General features: G+C 61.7%; 18 protein-coding genes. 9 read left to right on the top strand and 9 right to left on the bottom strand.

What is annotated here, in order from left to right; all coding sequences use genetic code 11:
• Positions 1-37: 37 nt before the first annotated feature.
• The 4 genes from HKK57_RS02870 to HKK57_RS02855 are packed head-to-tail and all read left to right on the top strand — an operon-like array spanning position 38 to position 4,128.
• Positions 38-1,234 (top strand): acyl-CoA dehydrogenase family protein, encoded by a 1,197-nt coding sequence (locus tag HKK57_RS02870; RefSeq protein WP_169389758.1) that lies wholly within the window; start codon positions 38-40, stop codon positions 1,232-1,234.
• A gap of 12 nt (positions 1,235-1,246) precedes the next feature.
• A complete protein-coding gene (locus HKK57_RS02865; RefSeq protein WP_169389757.1) occupies positions 1,247-2,386 on the top strand; it encodes an acyl-CoA dehydrogenase family protein in 1,140 nt (379 codons plus the stop codon).
• A 31-nt stretch (positions 2,387-2,417) separates the two neighbouring features.
• Positions 2,418-3,182 carry an electron transfer flavoprotein subunit beta/FixA family protein gene (locus HKK57_RS02860; protein WP_169389756.1) on the top strand — a complete coding sequence of 255 codons (765 nt, stop codon included), beginning with the start codon at positions 2,418-2,420 and terminating at the stop codon, positions 3,180-3,182.
• A gap of 16 nt (positions 3,183-3,198) precedes the next feature.
• Positions 3,199-4,128 carry an electron transfer flavoprotein subunit alpha/FixB family protein gene (locus HKK57_RS02855; RefSeq protein ID WP_133714165.1) on the top strand — a complete coding sequence of 310 codons (930 nt, stop codon included), beginning with the start codon at positions 3,199-3,201 and terminating at the stop codon, positions 4,126-4,128.
• A gap of 49 nt (positions 4,129-4,177) precedes the next feature.
• Here HKK57_RS02855 and HKK57_RS02850 read toward each other — a convergent pair whose 3' ends face one another.
• From HKK57_RS02850 to HKK57_RS02840, 3 genes are all read right to left on the bottom strand, one after another.
• Positions 4,178-4,966, bottom strand: a complete 789-nt coding sequence (locus HKK57_RS02850; protein WP_029299054.1) for an IclR family transcriptional regulator — start codon at positions 4,964-4,966, stop codon at positions 4,178-4,180.
• A 139-nt stretch (positions 4,967-5,105) separates the two neighbouring features.
• Positions 5,106-6,437 (bottom strand): hypothetical protein, encoded by a 1,332-nt coding sequence (locus tag HKK57_RS02845; protein ID WP_237150408.1) that lies wholly within the window; start codon positions 6,435-6,437, stop codon positions 5,106-5,108.
• Positions 6,434-6,862: a PaaI family thioesterase gene (locus HKK57_RS02840; protein ID WP_169389755.1), complete on the bottom strand. Its 429-nt coding sequence runs from the start codon at positions 6,860-6,862 to the stop codon at positions 6,434-6,436. The genes HKK57_RS02845 and HKK57_RS02840 overlap by 4 nt, the downstream gene beginning before the upstream one ends.
• 161 nt (positions 6,863-7,023) lie before the next feature.
• Here HKK57_RS02840 and HKK57_RS02835 point away from each other — a divergent pair, with 161 nt between their 5' ends.
• The gene (locus HKK57_RS02835) at positions 7,024-8,556 is read left to right on the top strand and encodes a 3-hydroxyacyl-CoA dehydrogenase (RefSeq protein WP_169389754.1); all 1,533 of its coding nucleotides are present in this window, start codon (positions 7,024-7,026) and stop codon (positions 8,554-8,556) included.
• Between the two features lie 2 nt (positions 8,557-8,558).
• Complete coding sequence (locus tag HKK57_RS02830) at positions 8,559-9,761, top strand: 3-oxoadipyl-CoA thiolase (protein WP_154906403.1); 1,203 nt, start codon at positions 8,559-8,561, stop codon at positions 9,759-9,761.
• A 274-nt stretch (positions 9,762-10,035) separates the two neighbouring features.
• Here HKK57_RS02830 and HKK57_RS02825 read toward each other — a convergent pair whose 3' ends face one another.
• The 3 genes from HKK57_RS02825 to HKK57_RS02815 form a co-directional block, all read right to left on the bottom strand.
• Positions 10,036-11,220 carry an acetyl-CoA C-acyltransferase gene (locus tag HKK57_RS02825; RefSeq protein ID WP_169389753.1) on the bottom strand — a complete coding sequence of 395 codons (1,185 nt, stop codon included), beginning with the start codon at positions 11,218-11,220 and terminating at the stop codon, positions 10,036-10,038.
• 3 nt (positions 11,221-11,223) lie between these two features.
• The gene (locus HKK57_RS02820) at positions 11,224-12,909 is read right to left on the bottom strand and encodes a long-chain-fatty-acid--CoA ligase (protein ID WP_169389752.1); all 1,686 of its coding nucleotides are present in this window, start codon (positions 12,907-12,909) and stop codon (positions 11,224-11,226) included.
• A 129-nt stretch (positions 12,910-13,038) separates the two neighbouring features.
• Positions 13,039-13,839 carry an oxepin-CoA hydrolase, alternative type gene (locus HKK57_RS02815; RefSeq protein ID WP_169389751.1) on the bottom strand — a complete coding sequence of 267 codons (801 nt, stop codon included), beginning with the start codon at positions 13,837-13,839 and terminating at the stop codon, positions 13,039-13,041.
• A 117-nt stretch (positions 13,840-13,956) separates the two neighbouring features.
• Here HKK57_RS02815 and HKK57_RS02810 point away from each other — a divergent pair, with 117 nt between their 5' ends.
• Positions 13,957-14,886 (top strand): LysR family transcriptional regulator, encoded by a 930-nt coding sequence (locus HKK57_RS02810; protein WP_070996410.1) that lies wholly within the window; start codon positions 13,957-13,959, stop codon positions 14,884-14,886.
• Positions 14,862-15,392, top strand: a complete 531-nt coding sequence (locus HKK57_RS02805; protein ID WP_029299045.1) for a PadR family transcriptional regulator — start codon at positions 14,862-14,864, stop codon at positions 15,390-15,392. Before HKK57_RS02810 ends, HKK57_RS02805 begins: the two co-directional genes overlap by 25 nt.
• Before the next feature lie 935 nt (positions 15,393-16,327).
• On the opposite strand, the gene HKK57_RS02800 is transcribed toward HKK57_RS02805, so the two are convergent.
• On the bottom strand, positions 16,328-17,302 hold the full coding sequence (locus HKK57_RS02800; RefSeq protein WP_092234328.1) for an NAD(P)H-dependent flavin oxidoreductase: 975 nt from the start codon (positions 17,300-17,302) through the stop codon (positions 16,328-16,330).
• 167 nt (positions 17,303-17,469) lie between these two features.
• Here HKK57_RS02800 and HKK57_RS02795 point away from each other — a divergent pair, with 167 nt between their 5' ends.
• Entirely contained in the window at positions 17,470-17,616 is a 147-nt protein-coding gene (locus HKK57_RS02795; RefSeq protein WP_166647833.1) for a hypothetical protein, read from the top strand.
• Between the two features lie 28 nt (positions 17,617-17,644).
• Here HKK57_RS02795 and HKK57_RS02790 read toward each other — a convergent pair whose 3' ends face one another.
• Both HKK57_RS02790 and HKK57_RS02785 read right to left on the bottom strand, forming a co-directional pair.
• Positions 17,645-18,037 (bottom strand): VOC family protein, encoded by a 393-nt coding sequence (locus HKK57_RS02790; RefSeq protein ID WP_029292314.1) that lies wholly within the window; start codon positions 18,035-18,037, stop codon positions 17,645-17,647.
• A gap of 33 nt (positions 18,038-18,070) precedes the next feature.
• Positions 18,071-18,262, bottom strand: a complete 192-nt coding sequence (locus HKK57_RS02785; protein ID WP_169389750.1) for a hypothetical protein — start codon at positions 18,260-18,262, stop codon at positions 18,071-18,073.
• Positions 18,263-18,364: the final 102 nt, after the last annotated feature.

Here is an 18,364-nt window from a genome sequence, read left to right as displayed (position 1 = left end):
CCTGCTTCACGGTCTATCAATGGCTTGGAGAAACAACATGGATATTCATTTTACCGCTGAAGAACTGGCGTTTCGTGATGAAGTCAGGGCCTTCTTGAAAAACAAACTGCCCCAGGACCTGGCCGACAAGGTGCGCCTGGGCAAGCCCTTGTCCAAGGATGACCACCTGCGCTGGCAGGCAATCCAGAACACGCAGGGATGGTACGCCACCCATTGGCCAGTGGCCTTTGGCGGCACCGGCTGGGGTGCTGTGCAAAAGCATATCTTTGATGAGGAATGCGCGCTGGTGGGCGCTCCGCGCAGCATTCCGTTCGGGGTCAACATGGTGGCGCCGGTGCTGATCAAGTTCGGCACGCCGCAGCAACAAGACCACTACCTGCCACGCATCCTCAACGGTGCCGATTGGTGGTGCCAGGGCTACTCCGAGCCAGGCGCCGGCTCTGACCTGGCCTCGCTGAAAACCCGCGCGGTGCGCGAGGGCGACTATTACATCGTCAATGGCCAGAAGACCTGGACCACCCTGGGCCAGCACGCCAACATGATTTTCTGCCTGGTGCGCACCGACCCACAGGCGCAGAAGCAGCGGGGTATTTCCTTTCTGCTGATCGATATGACCAGCCCGGGTATCAGCGTGCGGCCGATCATCACCCTGGATGGCGAACACGAGGTCAACGAGGTGTTCTTCGACAACGTCAAGGTGCCCGTAGCGAACCTGGTAGGCGAAGAAAACCAAGGCTGGACATGCGCCAAATACCTGCTCACCTACGAGCGCACCGGCCTTGCAGGAATCGGTGCATCGAAAGCGGCGTTGGCCCACCTCAAGCGCATTGCCCGCAAGCAGATGAGCGAAGGTCGGCCGATATTCGACGACCCGCTGTTTCGCGCCCAGGTCGCAGAGCTGGAAATGCAACTCATGGCTGCCGAAATGAGCACGCTGCGCACCCTGGCTGCGGCCAAGGACGGCGGGGTGCCGGGGGCAGAAAGTTCGATCCTCAAGGTCAAGGGCACTGAAGTCCGCCAGGCCATCAGCCACTTGCTGCGCAAGGTGATCGGGCCGTACGCGTTGCCGTTTCTGGAAGAAGAGTTGGGCCTGGATTACCCGGGCGAACCCCTGCACGCCGACTACAGCGTGGCGTTGGCCAGCCAGTATTTCAACCTGCGCAAGCTGTCGATCTTCGGCGGTTCCAACGAAATCCAGAAAAACATCGTCGCCAAGATGATTCTCGAACTGTAAGGGGCTCTGACCATGGACTTCAAACTGACCGAAGAGCAGCAAATGCTGCAAGACACAGCGACACGCCTGGTACGCGACGCCTACAGCTTCGAGGCGCGTGAACACTATGCCCAGAGCGACGCGGGCTTCAGCCTGGCCTTCTGGCAGCAGTTGGGTGAGTTGGGGCTGACGGCAGTGCCGTTTCCCGAGGACTTGGGCGGTTTTGGCGGGGGCGGCGTCGACACGATGCTGTTGATGACCGAATTCGGCCGAGGCTTGTGCCTGGAACCCTATGTGGAATCGGTGATTTATGCGGGCGGCTTGCTGATGCAGCTCGGCAGTCCGGCCCAGCAAAACCTGTTGCAACAAGTGGCCAGCGGTCAATTGCTGTTGGCCACGGCCTTTGAAGAACCACAGAGTCACTACCACCTGAACGATGTGCAGACCCGTGCCGAACAGACGGCCGAGGGCTGGACACTGACCGGCAGGAAAGCGGTGGTGATAGGTGGGCACCAGGCCGGCTTGATTCTGGTCAGCGCGCGGATCAGCGGTGACAGTCGCGATGAGCACGGCCTCGGCCTGTTCCTGGTCGATCCGCAGGCCGCTGGCGTCGAGCGCCGCACCTATCCCACGGTGGATGGCCGCAAAGCCTGCGATCTTTACCTGGACAAGGTGACCGTCTCCGCCGATCAGGTTTTGGGTGAGCCGGGCCAGGCACTGGCAGCGTTGCGTTATCAGCAAGGGCGCGCCATTGCCGCACAGTGCGCCGATGCCCTGGGCAGCATGCAGGAAGCCTGTCGCCTGACCCTCGACTACCTGAAGACGCGCCAGCAGTTTGGTGTGGCAATTGGGCAGTTCCAGGTGCTGCAGCACCGTATGGTCGACATGCGCACCGAACTGGAACAGGCCACCAGCATGGCCATCCTGGCCGCGTGCTACTGCGATGAAGCGCACAGCCTTGAACGCACTCGGACCCTGGCCGCCGCCAAGTTCATCGTCACCCGCGCCGCGCGCAGCATTGCCGAACAGGCGATCCAGCTACACGGCGGGATTGGCATGACTTGGGAATATTCCCTGGCGCACCACGCCAAACGCTTGGTGATGCTCAGCCATCAGTTCGGTGATGACGACCATCACCTCAAGGCCTATGCCGCGTTGCTCGATGCCGCATGAACCGCCCATTTTTCACTCTGAGGGAGTCCCTATGAAAGTCCTCGTCGCAGTCAAACGAGTGGTCGATTACAACGTGAAAGTTCGCGTCAAGGCGGACAATTCCGGCGTCGATCTGGCTAACGTCAAAATGTCGATGAACCCTTTCTGCGAAATCGCCGTGGAAGAGGCCGTACGCCTGAAAGAACTCTCTATAAAAGAAGGGCGCGTTGCGACTGAAATCGTCGTCGTTTCCGTAGGGCCATCCACTGCTCAAGAGCAGCTGCGTACTGCTCTGGCGCTGGGTGCTGATCGCGCCGTACTCGTCGAATCCGCTGAAGAACTGACCTCGCTGGCCGTTGCCAAGCTGCTCAAGGCCGTTGTCGACAAGGAACAGCCGCAACTGGTGATCCTTGGCAAACAGGCCATCGACAGCGACAACAACCAGACTGGCCAGATGCTGGCTGCGCTGACCGGTTACGGCCAGGGCACCTTCGCTTCCAAAGTCGAAGTCAGCGGCGACAGCGTTGCCGTGACCCGCGAAATCGACGGCGGCGCGCAGACGGTTTCCTTGAAACTGCCGGCCATCGTCACCACCGACCTGCGTTTGAACGAGCCGCGTTATGCGTCCCTGCCAAACATCATGAAAGCCAAGAAGAAGCCTCTCGAAGTGCTGACTCCGGATGCTTTGGGCGTTTCCACTGCCTCCACCAACAAGACCGTCAAAGTCCAAGCGCCAGCTGCACGCAGCGCGGGTATCAAGGTCAAGTCGGTGGCTGAACTGGTCGAGAAACTGAAAAACGAAGCGAAGGTGCTTTGAATTGGAGAGCCTGATCATGACTATCTTGGTAATCGCCGAACACGACAACAAGGTGCTGGCCCCGGCCACCCTGAACACCGTTGCTGCTGCCGCCAAAATCGGTGGCGACATCCACGTACTGGTCGCTGGTCAAGGCGCTGGCGCCGTGGCTGAAGCCGCAGCAAAAGTCGCGGGCGTGAGCAAAGTACTGCTGGCCGATAACGCTGCCTACGCGCACCAACTGCCGGAAAACGTTGCCCCTCTGATTGCAGAGCTAGGAACTGGCTACAGCCACATCCTGGCTGCTGCCACCTCCAACGGCAAAAACATCCTGCCACGCGTTGCTGCGCAGTTGGACGTTGACCAGATCTCCGAGATCGTTTCGGTCGAAAGTGCCGACACCTTCAAGCGCCCGATCTACGCCGGTAACGCCATTGCCACCGTGCAATCGACTGCTGGCGTCAAAGTCATCACCGTGCGTGCTACCGGTTTCGACCCAGTTGCCGCCGAAGGTGGTTCGGCTGCCGTTGAGGCTGTTTCCGCTGCTCACGATGCTGGCACTTCCAGCTTTGTTGGCGAAGAACTGGCCAAGTCGGACCGTCCTGAGCTGACCGCTGCCAAGATCGTCGTTTCCGGCGGGCGTGGCATGCAGAACGGTGACAACTTCAAGCACCTGTACGCCCTGGCCGACAAGCTGGGCGCGGCAGTCGGCGCTTCGCGCGCGGCGGTCGACGCAGGCTTCGTACCCAACGATATGCAGGTCGGCCAGACCGGCAAGATCGTGGCGCCACAGCTGTACATCGCCGTCGGCATCTCCGGCGCGATCCAGCACTTGGCCGGTATGAAGGATTCCAAAGTGATCGTTGCGATCAACAAGGACGAAGAAGCACCGATCTTCCAGGTGGCTGATTACGGCCTGGTGGCGGACTTGTTCGAGGCGGTTCCCGAGTTGAGCGCTAGCCTGTAGATGGCTCATGCAGGCGCGATCAGTTGCGCGCCTGCATGAGCAATGGCGATCAGGCGCCCAGGCTTTCGATGTCCCTGGCCAACATCACCAGTTGATGTGCCAGGGAGCTTTGCAGGGTGTCGGTAGGCAGCTGGAACTTCGGCGCGCCACAGGTCAGGGCCATGATGCTGCCGTCGGCCAGGCGCAGCGGAACACCTGCGGCGTTGACGTTGCGGTCCCACTCGCCGAGGGACAGGCAAAAACCGAACTCTTCATACTCGCGGAACGATTCATTCAACGAGATCTCCAGGGCCGGCCATTCGTCACCGGCTTTCTTGGCTATTTCGCCGATCAGATGCGCCCGCTCGTTTTCCGGCGTGGCGGCCAGGTAGGCGCGACCTGCGGCAGTGGTGCTCAACGGCAGGCGCACACCGGCTTCCATACGCAGGCTGGCGACGTCGGGTGGGCGGCAGCTTTCCACGTAGATCATCGACAGGCGATCGCGGCAGGTGAGGCCAACGGTGGTGTTGGTGCGCCGTGCGAACTCGTCCATCAGCGGCTTGCCCAGCTGGCGTACCCGCAGGTTGTTGACGTAGGCGTAACCCAGGGCCAGCACCCCCGAGTCCAGTTGGTACTTTTCCACGTCCTGGTTGTAGCTCAGGTAGCCAAGCTGCGTCAGGGTGTAGGTCAGGCGCGAAACCGTGGGCTTGGGCAAGCCGGTAATCCGCGCAATGTCCTGGTTGCCACGGGTGACGTTGCCGTGGGTGAACGCGCGCAGCACTTCGAGACCGCGACTCAGGGCTTCGACGAATTTCCGGTCCTTGGGTTCGTTCTCGGGCGTTTCGATTTCTTCAGTCATGGAGGCTCGTGTGGGCAGCGGACAGGCAGTGGAAGAGGTTAGTCGATAATGCCCGGCAGTGTGGGCAGTAACCGTCGCGATTTCAATGCAACGACTTATATAGTCGCGCAAAGTGGCAGCATAGCGGAATCCTGTTCCGCTAGTGGAACCATTGCACGACCCACGACAGGGCCAGCAACACCGGAATGGCGATCAGCGCGAAACGGCCATTCCAGGTGAGGACAATCGTCCACGCCGAGGTGCCAGCCGTGCGCGCCAGGATCAGCACCGCAGGCCCAAAGGGCGAGAGCAGCATCGCCAGGGAAAACGCGCAGACCAGGCTGACGGCAGGCCCCAGTGGGTTGACGCCGGCCACCTGCAATTGGGCCAGCAAGCCGGCACAAATGCTCAGAGTGATAATCGGCGCAATACCGACCAGGGCGAGCCCCACCACGCCCAGCAACGCCATGCATTGCACCCAGAAAACCTGAGAGGAGCCACCGAGCAACGGCACCACCTGCTCCAGGGAAACCAGTTGATTGAACAGCGCACCGAACAGTGCCGAACAGCCAAATATAAAAATCTCATTACGCATGCCCGCCAGATGCTCGGCCAATTCGTCGTAGGCCTTGCGCGGGCTTTCGAGGAACAGCCAGCCGCTGACCAGTAGCGGCACCACCATCAGCGATGCCTGGGTGATGTTCAGCCAACTCAGGCTGGCCAGCGCCACAATTGCACCGATGCCCACGGCGGTGCCGAGCGCCAGCGGGTTGAGAGACGCGGCGGGGATTTCGGGTGATTCGTCGACCAGGGTCTGCAAGTGGCGGTTTTCCGTGCGTGCGCCAATGAGCATGAGCAGCACCGTGGCGATCACCCCGTAAGGCAGCAGGTCGGCCCAGGCCAGGCTCGGCACTTCACGGGTGATGATCGCCACGACAATACTGGTCGGCGCAACCAACGGCACCAGGGCAAAACCGCGAATGGCAGCGGTCAGCACGCCGCGCTGGCCATCACGCCGGCCCGGATGATCCGGCGCAAACGGCTGCAGGTAGCTGTGCAGGGTCGAGCACATCAGGTTGAGCATGCCGAAACTGAGGATTGACCCCAGTCCCAATGCGGCCAGCAGATAGCGCGGATAGAGCAGCGAATGTGGTCCACGCAACAGAAAACCATGCACCTCCCGCAGTGCCGGCAGGCGCTTGACCAGGCAGCCCATCAGCCCCAATCCACCAATGAACGCTGCGTAATAGGCGCCAGCGCTGCTCATGCGCTGGACGGCGGGCAGATCCAGCGGGGCCTTGACCAGCCAGATCGCGAGCAACACCAGCGTTGCCAGGCCCAGGCGCCGAGGGTAGGGCATGAGCGACTGCCAGTGGCGGATAAAAAACAATCCGAACAGCAGCGCCGCGATCAGGCTGAACGCACTGGTACGCGTGCCCAGGGCAACCAGTTCGCAGAGCAGGGCCAGTGGCAGCAGGCGTGTCAGCTTCACGCGGGCGGGCGGCGCAGGCGGCTACGCTTGAACACACCTTCGGCGCTGGCCAACAGGTGGTCCTCGGCATCGAGCACATCACACGCGGCCATGTAGATTTTCGGCCCGCCGCCCCGGACCCGGGCGATGACCCGAACCCGACTGCCTGCGGGGGCGGGAGCCATGTAGTTGATGTTCAGTGACAGGGTCAGGGACAAGCGCCACAGGTCCGGGTCGATGTTCCAGGTGCCGCACATGCCCAGCGCCGCGTCGGCCATGGCGGCAATCACACCGCCGTGCAGGTTGCCGGCCTGGTTGAGATGCTCGGGGCGCACCTGCAGCGCGATGACGGTTTGCGCCTGGCCGTATTCAACCAGATCAAGGCCCAGGTACGCGGCGAATCCACTGAACAGGCCTTGCAGGTCGGCGGGTGGTGAGACGGTCATGGTGTGTTCTCTTTTTGTTATGGGGTGAACGGCGGCACTTGCTATGCACGGTATGTTCCGCAAAGAGCCTTTTTTAGATTGAAGTTGAGCCTGACAATAATTAGTATTCTAGTCAATACGGAATTAGGTTCTGCACAGCGAAACATAAAATCGGAGAAACCATGTTTTCACGTATCGGTGTGATTGGCAGCGGCGCCATGGGCCGTGGCATTGTTCAGGTGTTTGCAACCTCAGGCTGTGAGGTGCTGCTGTATGACGTGCGCCCTGAAGCGGTCGAACAGGCGCTGAGCTTTAACAAGGACCTGTTGGAGCGCCAGGTGGCCAAGGGCAAGCTCAGCCCCGAGCAGTTGGCGCAGACGCTGGCGCGCATGCAGCCTGCTGCCAGCCTGGAAGCCTTGGCCGGTTGCGATCTGTTGATCGAAGCCATCGTCGAGAACCTGGAGGCCAAGCAAGGGCTGTTTCGCCAGTTGGAAGCCATCGTTGCGCCGAGCGCGGTATTGGCTACCAACACGTCGTCGCTGTCCGTCACGCAGATCGCCAGCGGATGCCAACACCCCGAGCGGGTTGCCGGTTTTCACTTCTTCAACCCCGTACCGCTGATGAAGATCGTCGAGGTAGTGCGCGGTGAACGTACCCAGGTGCAGGTGGTGGAGCGCCTGTGTGCGCTGGCCGAGGCGGCTGGTCACTTTGCGGCTCAGACCCCAGATACGCCGGGCTTTCTGGTCAACCATGCCGGTCGTGCCTATGGCACTGAAGCGTTGCGTATCCTTGGCGAGAACATTGCCGATTTCGAGCAGATCGACCGCATCTTGCGCGATGGCCCGGGGTTTCGCATGGGGCCGTTCGAGCTTTTTGACCTCACCGGCCTGGACATCTCCCATGGCGTGATGGAGTCGATCTACGCGCAGTTTTATGGTGATCCGCGTTATACCCCGTCTTACCTGGCGGCCCAGCGGGTGGCCGCAGGTTTGCTGGGGCGCAAGAGTGATGGGCATGGTTTTTACCGCTATGTCGATGGCCAGCAACTGCGTTCGCCGCAGCCCCAACGCGCGCATGTGTCGGTTGACCGCAGCTTCTGGCTCGACAGCCAGGATGCGCAGGTGAGGGGTGAAGTGTCAGCCTTGCTCGGCGCCGGTGGGGCGATGCTCGAAGAGGCCGCTCAACCCTCGGCCAATGCGATCTGCCTGATCACCCCGCTGGGGGAAGATGCCAGCAGCGTGATCGCGCGCCAGGGGTTGCCCGCCGAGCGCACCCTGGCCCTGGACACCTTCTGCGACTTCTCCAAACGCCTGGTGCTGATGCGCCAGCCTGCGCTGGACCCGGCATTCGAAGCCCAGGCGGTTCAGGCCTTGGGCAGCAACGGGGTACCGGTGGAAGTGATCAATGACTCACCCGGTTTCATCATCCAGCGGGTAGTTGCAAGCGTGGCCAACCTGGGAGCGGAAATCGTCCAGCGCGGCATCGCCACCCCGGCCACCCTCGATCGCGCGGTGATGCTGGCGCTGGGTTATCCGCGCGGCCCACTGGCCTTCGCCGAGTTCTATGGCGCCGACAAAATCCTCGCGGTGCTGCGTGGCATTCAAGGCTGCTATGAGGAGCCGCGCTACCGTCCCAGCCCCTGGCTGCGTCGCCGGGTCCAGTTGGGCCTGAGCCTGCAAACTCCCGATCAACCCTCTGCCGTGCAGGAGCAATAACCATGTCTGCTTATATCTATGATGGCCTGCGTACACCTTTTGGCCGCAGCGCCGGCGCCTTGGCCAGCGTGCGCCCCGATGACTTGCTGGGTGAGGTCATCCGCGCCCTGGTAGCGCGTAGCCCGTTCGCTGCCGAGGACTACGAAGACGTCGTGGCGGGCTGTGCCTGCCAGGCCGGTGAAGATGCGCGCAACGTCGCCCGCAATGCGGCATTGCTCGCGGGTTTGCCATTGACCACCGGTGGCTTGACGGTCAACCGCTTGTGCGGCTCGGGGCTGGCGGCGGTGCTGGATGTGAATCGGATGATCCGGTGCGATGAAGGCCAGCTGTTTATCGCCGGCGGCACCGAGAGCATGAGCCGTGCGCCGTTTGTTGTCGGCAAGAGCGAGGCGGCCTTCTCCCGGGCGTTCCAGGTTTTTGACAGCAGTATCGGTGCACGTTTTCCCAACCCGCGGATCGAGGCCGAATTCGGCGCCGACAGCATGCCGCAGACCGCCGATAACATTGCGCACGATCTGGCTATCAGCCGTGGCGACAGTGATGCGTTCGCGGCGCGCAGCCAGGCGTTGTATGCCAAGGCGCTGGCCGAGGGTTTTTACGAGGAGGAACTGCTGCAGGTCCTGGTGCCCCAGGGGCGCAAGTTGCCGCCCAAGGCGGTGGTCGCCGATGAGCACCCACGGCCGAGCACCGATGAGCCAGCGCTCGCCCGTCTGGGTGCGCTGTTCGAGGGCGGCGTGGTCACGGCAGGTAATGCCTCGGGGATCAACGATGGCGCGGCGGCGCTGATTATGGGCAACCGCGCTATCGGTGAGCGTCACGGGCTCAAGCCACGGGCACGGATCGTGGCCGGTGCGGTCGCGGGGGTCGCACCACGGGTGATGGGCCTGGGGCCGGTACCGGCGATTCGCAAAGTCTTGGCGCGTGCCGGGCTGAGCCTGGCGGATATGGACGTGATTGAAATCAACGAAGCCTTCGCCACCCAGGTACTGGGGTGCGCCAAGGAGTTGGGCCTGGCCTTCGACGACCCACGCTTGAATGCCCAGGGCGGTGCCATCGCCATCGGCCACCCGCTGGGCGCCTCTGGTGCCCGCTTGGCCCTGACCGCCTTGCGCAGCCTGGAGCGCCAACAAGGGCGCTACGCATTGGTGAGCCTATGCATCGGGATTGGCCAGGGCATTGCCTGCGTGATCGAACGGCTTGACTGAAACCACCGCATGCAAATGTGGACTTGTTGTGGCGAGCGGGCTTGTCGGAACGCCGCTTGCCACAGGGTGAGTCGTCAGTTTTTGAAAGTTGTGTAGCCCAGGCAAGCCAGCTCCCCCATGTGATGGGTGGCCAAAGACTCTGCGCCTGGCACAGATCCCCTGTGGGAGCGGGCTTGCCCGCGAAGGCGGCGGGTCAGAAAAATAGATTCTGACTGACCCACCGCTTTCGCGAGCAAGCTCCCACACAGATGCAGCTCCGCACGCGGGTTCTGCGTCAGACCACCTCGAACAACCCGGCAGCGCCTTGCCCGCCGCCGATGCACATGGTCACCACCACATATCGGGCGCCGCGCCGTTTGCCTTCGATCAGGGCATGGCCGGTCAGGCGTGAGCCGGTGACGCCATAAGGGTGGCCGATGGAGATGGAGCCGCCGTTGACATTCATCTTCTCCAAGGGAATGCCAAGCTTTTCCCGGCAGTAGATCACCTGCGAAGCGAAGGCTTCGTTGAGCTCCCACAGGTCGATATCGTCGATCTTCAGCCCGTTGCGCTTGAGCAGGCGCGGGATGGCATAGACCGGGCCAATGCCCATTTCGTCCGGCTCGCAGCCGGCCACGGCAAAACCCCGGAAAATCCCCAGCGGCTCGAGGTTATTGCGTTCGGCGTAGAGGCTGTCCATGACCAGGCACACCGATGCCCCATCGGACAATTGGCTGGCATTGCCCGCCGTGATGAATTGCCCGGCTCCGCGCACCGGCTCCAACAGGGCCAGGTTTTGCAGGGTGGTGGAGGGCCGGTTGCATTCGTCTTGGGTGAGGGTGACGGGCTGCTCGCTGACCTCGCCGCTGTGTTTGTCCTTGACCAGCATGTGCGTGGTGAAAGGAACAATCTCGGCATCAAACAAACCGGCGGCCTGGGCCGCGGCGGTGCGCTGCTGGCTGAGCAGGGCGTATTCGTCCTGGGCCTCGCGGCTGATGTTGTAGCGATGGGCAACGATGTCGGCGGTTTCAATCATCGACAGGTAAAGCTCGGGTTTGTGCTCCAGCAGCCAGGGGTTCTGACTGCGATAGGTATTGAGCTTGTCGTTTTGCAGCAGGCTGATGGATTCCACGCCGCCGGCGATCATCGCCGGGACTTTTTCCGACACGATACGTTGTGCCGCGAGGGCGATGGCTTGCAGCCCCGAGCTGCAAAAACGGTTGATCGACAAACCCGCGGTGGTGGTAGGCAACCCGCCACGGATGGCCGCCAGGCGTGCCATGTTCTTGCCCTGGGCACCTTCCTGGAACGTCGCGCCGAGGATCAAATCCTCAATCAGCCCTGGATCAATTCCGGCACGGGCAACGGCCTGTTGGATCACATGCCCGGCCAGGTCGATGCTGTGGGTGTTGTTCAGGGCGCCCCGGTAGGATTTGCCCAGGGCGGTACGCGCGGTGGAGACAATAACGGCGTCAGACATCAATCAGCTTCCTGTGCCAGTAACGGAGGGGGTGTGGGCGGCCCATTCTTCATCCTGCAATTGGCGCCAGAGCAGTTTGCCGGCACCGGATTGCGGCAGGTGCTCGCGAAACTCAATGGTGACGGGGACTTTGTAGGCCGACATGTTGGCCTTGCACCACTCGATGATGTCGCTGGCCGTGGTGTCCTGTTGTCCGGGGTGCAGGGTCACCAGGGCTTTGACCGCTTCCCCTCGGCGTGCGTCGGGGGAGGAGATGACGCAGCATTGCTTGATCGCCGGATGGCGGTACATCAGGCTTTCGACTTCCGAAGGCCAGACCTTGTAGCCGGAGGCGTTGATCATGCGTTTGATGCGGTCGACCATGAAGAAGTAGCCGTCTTCATCGTAGTAGCCGAGGTCGCCGGTGCGTAGGAAGCGTTTACCTTCCAGTTCGATAAAGGCTTTTTCGGTGTCCTGCGGGAGTCGCCAGTAGCCTTTGAACACCTGCGGGCCCCGGCAGACAATTTCGCCCACTTCGTGGGGCGCCAGCTCCAGGCCGGTGGTGCTGTCGATCACGCGCGAGTCGACGTCGAACGCCGGAATGCCCAGGCATTGGGATTTGCTGCGCGCCTTGGGGTTCATATGGGTCGCGGCCATGGTTTCGGTCATGCCGTAACCTTCGATGTAGTCCAGGCCCAGCAACTGCTTGAGCTTGTCCTTGACCGGGCCGGGCATCGCCGCGCCGCCGCCGCCAATGTAGTTGAGGCTCGACAGGTCATAGCAGTCGAGCCCGTCCTGGGTCAGGAAATCCACGGCCATGGTGACGATATTGGACCAGTTGCTGACGCGATATCGCTGCATCAACTGTGCGGCGACTTCACGGTTCCAGCGGGTCATGACCACCACACAGGCGCCACTGAAAATCGGCCCGTTCATCGACGATTGCATACCGGCGACATGGAACAGCGGCAGGGTGGTCAGCACCACGTCTTCGCAATTGCGGTTGGTCCAGGCTTGGCGGTGCACCGTTGTCGCCATCACCGACCCATGGGTATGCAGGCAGCCCTTGGGTACGCCGGTGGTGCCTGAGCTATAAGGCATCACGCAGTGATCGTCGGCGTCACTCAGGTGGGGGCCGGGGCGTTGCCCGCAATCGAGGGCGGCCTGCCAGCGTGTCACACCCGGCAACGTTGCCGTTTCAACCGGGGCCAGCAACTCGGGCGGCAGGGGTAGGTCGGTGGGTGTACGCAGGTACTCGGAGTAGGCCGTGGTCAATACGTGGCGCAGCTTGAAGCGGCCGAGCAGCGGCGTGACAAACGGCGCGAGATCCTGGGCGCAGACGACGATCTCGCCGTCAGTATCGTGCAGGTAGTGTTCCAGCTCGCTGGCGCGGCTCATGGGGTTGAGCGGTACCACCATGGCATCGGCGCGCAGCGCGGCGTAGTAGGTGATGATGAACTGCGGCGAGTTCTGCATGAACAACAGGACTCGGTCGCCGCGCTTGACCCCCTGGGATTGGAAATACCCGGCCAGCCGCTCGACCTCATCAAGCAACTGGGCGTAGGTAATGAGGGTGTCGTAGTAGATGATCGCGGTCTTTTGCGGATAACGCCGGGCAGAGATTTCCAGGTTACAGAACAGGCTGGTATCCGGCAGTGTCAGGTGGTGGGGCGCACCCTCCGGCCAATGGGGCAGGTGACGGTTGAACATTCTAAAACCCTATTGTTATGAGTCTGGGTTAATCGATATGCGGGCGGTATGGCGGTGCCATCTCGCTGGAGATTTGCACGCAATGCGGTTGCATGTCAAATATATGGAATCGTGTTTCGCTATGCGGAACTATTGATCGGTTATTCGTAAGCCGTTGAAGTCTGCGGGGCGTTTTTCAAAGAATGCGGCAATCCCTTCGGCAGCTTCATCGTCCCCCATGGACACCACCATATGGTTGGCCTCCAGCTCCAGCTGTTGTTCCAGGGTCGTGCGGCTGGCCTGGCGGCACAGGGTCTTGATGCGTGCCATTGCTCGCTGTGGGCCAGCGGCAATCCGGGTTGCCAGGGTGATGGCTGTCGGGAGCGCGTCACCGGGTTCGGTCAGCGCATTGACCGCGCCCAAGGCATGCAAGCGTTCACCGCTGATACGCTCACCTGTCAGGCACAGTTGCGTCAGTACCTGGCGCGAAACAAACTCGGCGAGGAACGCCGTGGCACCACCATCGGGCGTGAGGCCAACCTTGACGTAGGCCACCGAAAACGCCGCGTTACGCGCCACGACCAGCATGTCGCAAGCCAACGCAATCGATAGGCCGGCGCCGGCGGCGGCGCCTTCGACGGCGGCAATCACCGGCTTGCTGCAATTTTGGAGCGCGCGGATCAGGTCATGCAGGCCTTCAAGATTGCCCCGGCGCTCCGCCGGCGTCATGGCCCGACGCAATGCCAGCCGATGCAGATCGCCGCCGGCGCAGAAATGGCCGCCAACCCCGGTCAGCACCACGGCGCCAATCGAGGGGTCTGCCTCGGCCTGGGCCAGGGCCTGGGGCAATGCGGCATAGAACTCGGGCGTGAGTGCATTACGTGCGGCGGGGTTGTTATTGGACAGCACGAGGACAGCACCTTCACGCCCCACAAGAATCGGTTCACCCATGGTTTCACCTGTTGTGCTCAGTGGCTGGTTATTCCAAGGATTATCGGAAGGCAAAGCTTCATTGACAATCACAGCCCTGATTGACAGGCTGTTCAAAATTCTTTGACAGTGATCCCCATGGACCTCAAGTCGCTTACCTTGCTGGTCGAAATCATCGATGCAGGCAACCTCAGCGAGGCCGCACGGCGACTTAAAGTCAGCCGGGCCAATATCAGCTACCACCTCAGCCGCCTGGAGCAGTCGATCGGTTTGCAACTGGTGCGGCGCACGACGCGCCGCATTGAGCCAACCGAGATCGGCCTGCGTCTGTATGAGCACGGGCGGGCCATTCGCAATGAACTGCTGGCGGCGCAAGAGTCGGTCTCATCGCTGGGCCAGAGCTTGCAGGGCAGGGTGCGGGTGAGTGTGCCCAGCGGTTACGGGCAGTGGGTGATGGCCGATTGGCTGCTGGACTTCAAGCGGCTGTACCCGGGGATCGTGCTGGATGTGATGTTCGAAAATCGCGTCGAAGACCTGATGCGCGATGAAGTGGATATCGCAGTACGGGTCATGTCCGAGCCGCCGCAAAACCTGGTAGCTCGGGACATGGGCGTGTTGCGCTACGTGGCTTGCGTCTCGGCGGCCTATGCCCGGGAACATGGCGTGCCCGGACAACTGAGCGACTTGCGCACCGCGCCGCTGATTACCGCGGCGGTGGTCGGCCGACAATTGCGCGTTGCTGCGTACCTGGACGATGAGCGCCATGAGGTACTGCTGGAGCCCACCCTGATTTCAGAGAACTTTCTGTTCCTGCGCCAAGCCGTATTGGCCGGGCTGGGTGTAGGGCTGGTGCCGGACTACCTGGTGCAGGACGACGTACGCCAGGGCACGCTGGTTACCGCACTGGACGCCTGGCGTCTGAGCATCTTCGGCACCAACATGTATATGCTCTACATGCCCGACCACCACCACACTCGCGCGACATCGACGTTCATCGACTTCATGCTCGCCCGCTCCAGAACCACGGAGATAGACTGCGCCCCATGTCCATCCAACACGCACTCCTGACCTCACTCTTGGAAAAACCCTCGACGGGGTATGAGCTGGCCAACCGGTTTGATCGCTCCATTGGTTACTTCTGGCAGGCCACCCATCAGCAGATCTATCGTGAGCTGGGGCGCATGGTCACAGCCGGCTGGCTCATGGCGCAGGACTGTCCCGAGGCCGACAAGCGGCGCAAAAAAATCTACCAGGTGCTACCTGCGGGGCGCGAAGAGTTGCAGCGTTGGGCGAGCGAGCCGCAAGAGTCGGGGGACCAGAGCCAGGCACTGCTGATCAAGCTACGTGCCGAGGCGGTCATCGGGCCGTTGGGCCTGCGTGAGGAAGTGCTGCGCCTGTTCAAGCAACACCAGGCCATGCTTGAGACATATCGGCAGATTGAACAGCGCGACTTTTCGTCTGCGTCGTTGACCCACGCACAGCGCCTGCAATACGTGGTGCTGCGGCGCGGAATCATGCTCGAAGAAAGCTGGCTGGCCTGGGCGGAGGAGTTATTGCCATTGATTGAGGCGTGAGGCCAGGCAGGGTTCGACTCCGCCCCACCGCCAATCCCTGTAGGAGCTGTCGAGCCCCAGCGAGGCTGCGATAGCGGCAACACAGGCACCAAAGATGTCGCCTGACCCACCGCCATCGCAGCCTCGCCGGGGCTCGACAGCTCCCAAACTTGATCTCCACCCAGACTGAAATCCCCGCCCCAGCGCCAATCCCTGTGGGAGCTGTCGAGCCCCAGCGAGGCTGCGATGACGGCAACACAGGCACCAAAGATGTCGCCTGACCCACCGCCATCGCAGCCTCGCCGGGGCTCGACAGCTCCCACCCTTGATCTCCACCCAGACTGAAATCCCCGACCCAGCGCCAATCCCTGTAGGAGCTGTCGAGCCCCAGCGAGGCTGCGATAGCGGCAACACAAGCAACAAAGATGTCGCCTGACCCACCGCCATCGCAGCCTCGCCGGGGCTCGACAGCTCCCACCCTTGATCTCCACCCAGACTGAAATCCCCGACCCAGCGCCAATCCCTGTGGGAGCTGTCGAGCTTCAGCGAGGCTGCGATAGCGGCAACACAGGCACCGAAGATGTCACCTGACCCACCGCCATCGCAGCCTCGCCAGGGCTCGACAGCTCCCACCCTTGATCTCCACCCAGACTGAAATCCCCGCCCCAGCGCCAATCCCCTGTGGGAGCTGTCGAGCCCCAGCGAGGCTGCGATAGCGGCAACACAAGCAACAAAGATGTCACCTGACCCACCGCCATCGCAGCCTCGCCGGGGCTCGACAGCTCCCACCCTTGATCTCCACCCAGACTGAAATCCCCGACCCAGCGCCAATCCCTGTAGGAGCTGTCGAGCCCCAGCGAGGCTGCGATGACGGCAACACAGGCACCAAAGATGTCGCCTGACCCACCGCCATCGCAGCCTCGCCGGGGCTCGACAGCTCCCACTTTTGTTCTTCGTTAATGAGTCGCGCTGAGGTCCAGGCGTTTACGTGAGGCTTGATACTCGCCCTTGAGCCGCTCGATCAAACCGCCCGCCGGCAGTACCGACTTGACCGCGCCTACACCTTGGCCTGCGCCCCAGATATCTTTCCATGCCTTGGCCTTGGCCCCCTCACCGGTGCCGAAATTCATTGCCGAAGGGTCGGACACCGGTAGTTCATCCGGGTCCAGGCCGCTGTTGGCGATGCTTTGGCGCAGGTAATTGCCATGCACGCCGGTAAACAGGTTGGAGTACACAATGTCATCGGCCGAGCTCTCGACAATCATTTGCTTGTAGGCCGCCTGGGCATGGGCTTCTTCAGTGGCGATAAATGCCGAGCCTATGTAGGCCAGGTCCGCACCTGCTGCCTGCGCGGCGAGAATTCCATTGCCGTGGGAAATGGCCCCCGAAAGCAGCAGCGGGCCGTCGAACCATTCACGGATTTCCTGAATAAGCGCAAAGGGCGAAATCTTCCCCGCATGGCCACCGGCACCCGCAGCCACGGCGATCAGGCCGTCGGCGCCTTTGTCGATGGCTTTTTTGGCGAAGGTATTGTTGATCACGTCGTGCAGCACGATGCCGCCGTAGGCGTGCACCGCGTCATTCACATCCACCCGCGCACCCAGGGACGTGATGATGATCGGGACTTTGTACTTGGCGCACAGGGCCAGGTCGTGTTCGAGGCGATCATTGGACTTGTGCACGATCTGGTTGACCGCAAATGGCGCAGAAGGCTTGTCCGGATGCAGGGCATCGTACGCGGCCAACTCGGTCGTGATCTGTTTGAGCCACTCCTCCAGCACCGGTGCCGGCCGTGCATTCAGCGCCGGGAACGAACCCACCACGCCCGCCTTGCACTGGGCGATTACCAGCTGCGGGCTGGAAATAATAAACAGCGGCGAACACACCACTGGAATCGAAAGACGGCCTTGCAACACAGCGGGGAGAGTCATGGCGGCTCCAATCGGATCGGGGGTCGGGTACCCGGCGAGGAGAAATTAGCAGGGTGAATTTTAATATGCAACCAGTTGCATAGTTGCAGCGGTCGCTGCCCGCAAGAAATGCGTTTGCTGTTCTATGCTGCTTAAGCGGGACTCAATCTTAAGGACGGGAGGACGGTATGAACAATGAACCCAAGCCGCACGACGAGACGCAGCAGGAGCGCGCCCGGCAGCGTCGCGAGGAAGAGAAGCCACAGACCTGGAAGCACCCGGATGATGGTACGGAACTGTCCGAGCGCGATCAGGAGCGTCCGCTGAAACCCTGACGGCAACAGCCGGCTTGCCAGGTGCGTGTCAGCCTTGGATCGGCGTACACAGTTCCACTAGCGTCCCATCCGGGCAACGCACATACGACACCACCTGGCCCCAGGGCTTGCTGCTTGGCGCCGTCAGCTCGCTTGCACCGGCGCTTAGCGCCTTGGCGTGGGCGGCCGGCACGTCATTGGTGACAAACCCCAACTCCATGCCCAGTGGTTGTTTCGAGCTGTGGGCTGCCACGTGCCCGCCGGGAAAATTCATCTCCCCCAGCTCATGGGCCGCAAAGGACAAGGTGGTGCCACCCGTATCCAGCTCGCCATAGGTGCCTGATTCATGCAGGAAACGTCGGTTGAAGCCGAAGGCGTTTTCAAAAAATTGCAGGGACGCGGCGACGTCGGGCACATAGACGATGGTGTAGGCGAATTTCATGGTTAAGCGCTCCATGCTTGAGTGAGATGGCGATTAAAGAATGCCTGCCGATACCAGCAAGGTCGTAGGAAACCCCGACGCGAGCACCAGGTACGCAACGATAGCGGCCAGGCACAACCCTACAAATACCCGCAACAGTGTTCTGGCGGTAGGGTGGGCGATGAACTTGATGGACCAGATGCACATCCCGGCCATCAGAACAGCCAGGACAAGAATGACCAGCACGGTGATGTTCTCGGTTGCCGTGGAAGCTGATTTATAGTCCCAAACCCTTGGCTTGGATAGTCTGCACATAGACGCAGGGCCCGCTGTGTTCCTAAACTGCCG

The sequence above is a fragment of the Pseudomonas sp. ADAK21 genome, assembly GCF_012935735.1.
Taxonomy (GTDB): Bacteria; Pseudomonadota; Gammaproteobacteria; order Pseudomonadales; family Pseudomonadaceae; genus Aquipseudomonas; species Aquipseudomonas proteolytica.
Note: the sequence above shows the minus strand (reverse complement) of the source record. Positions and strands in the feature narration are given on the sequence as shown.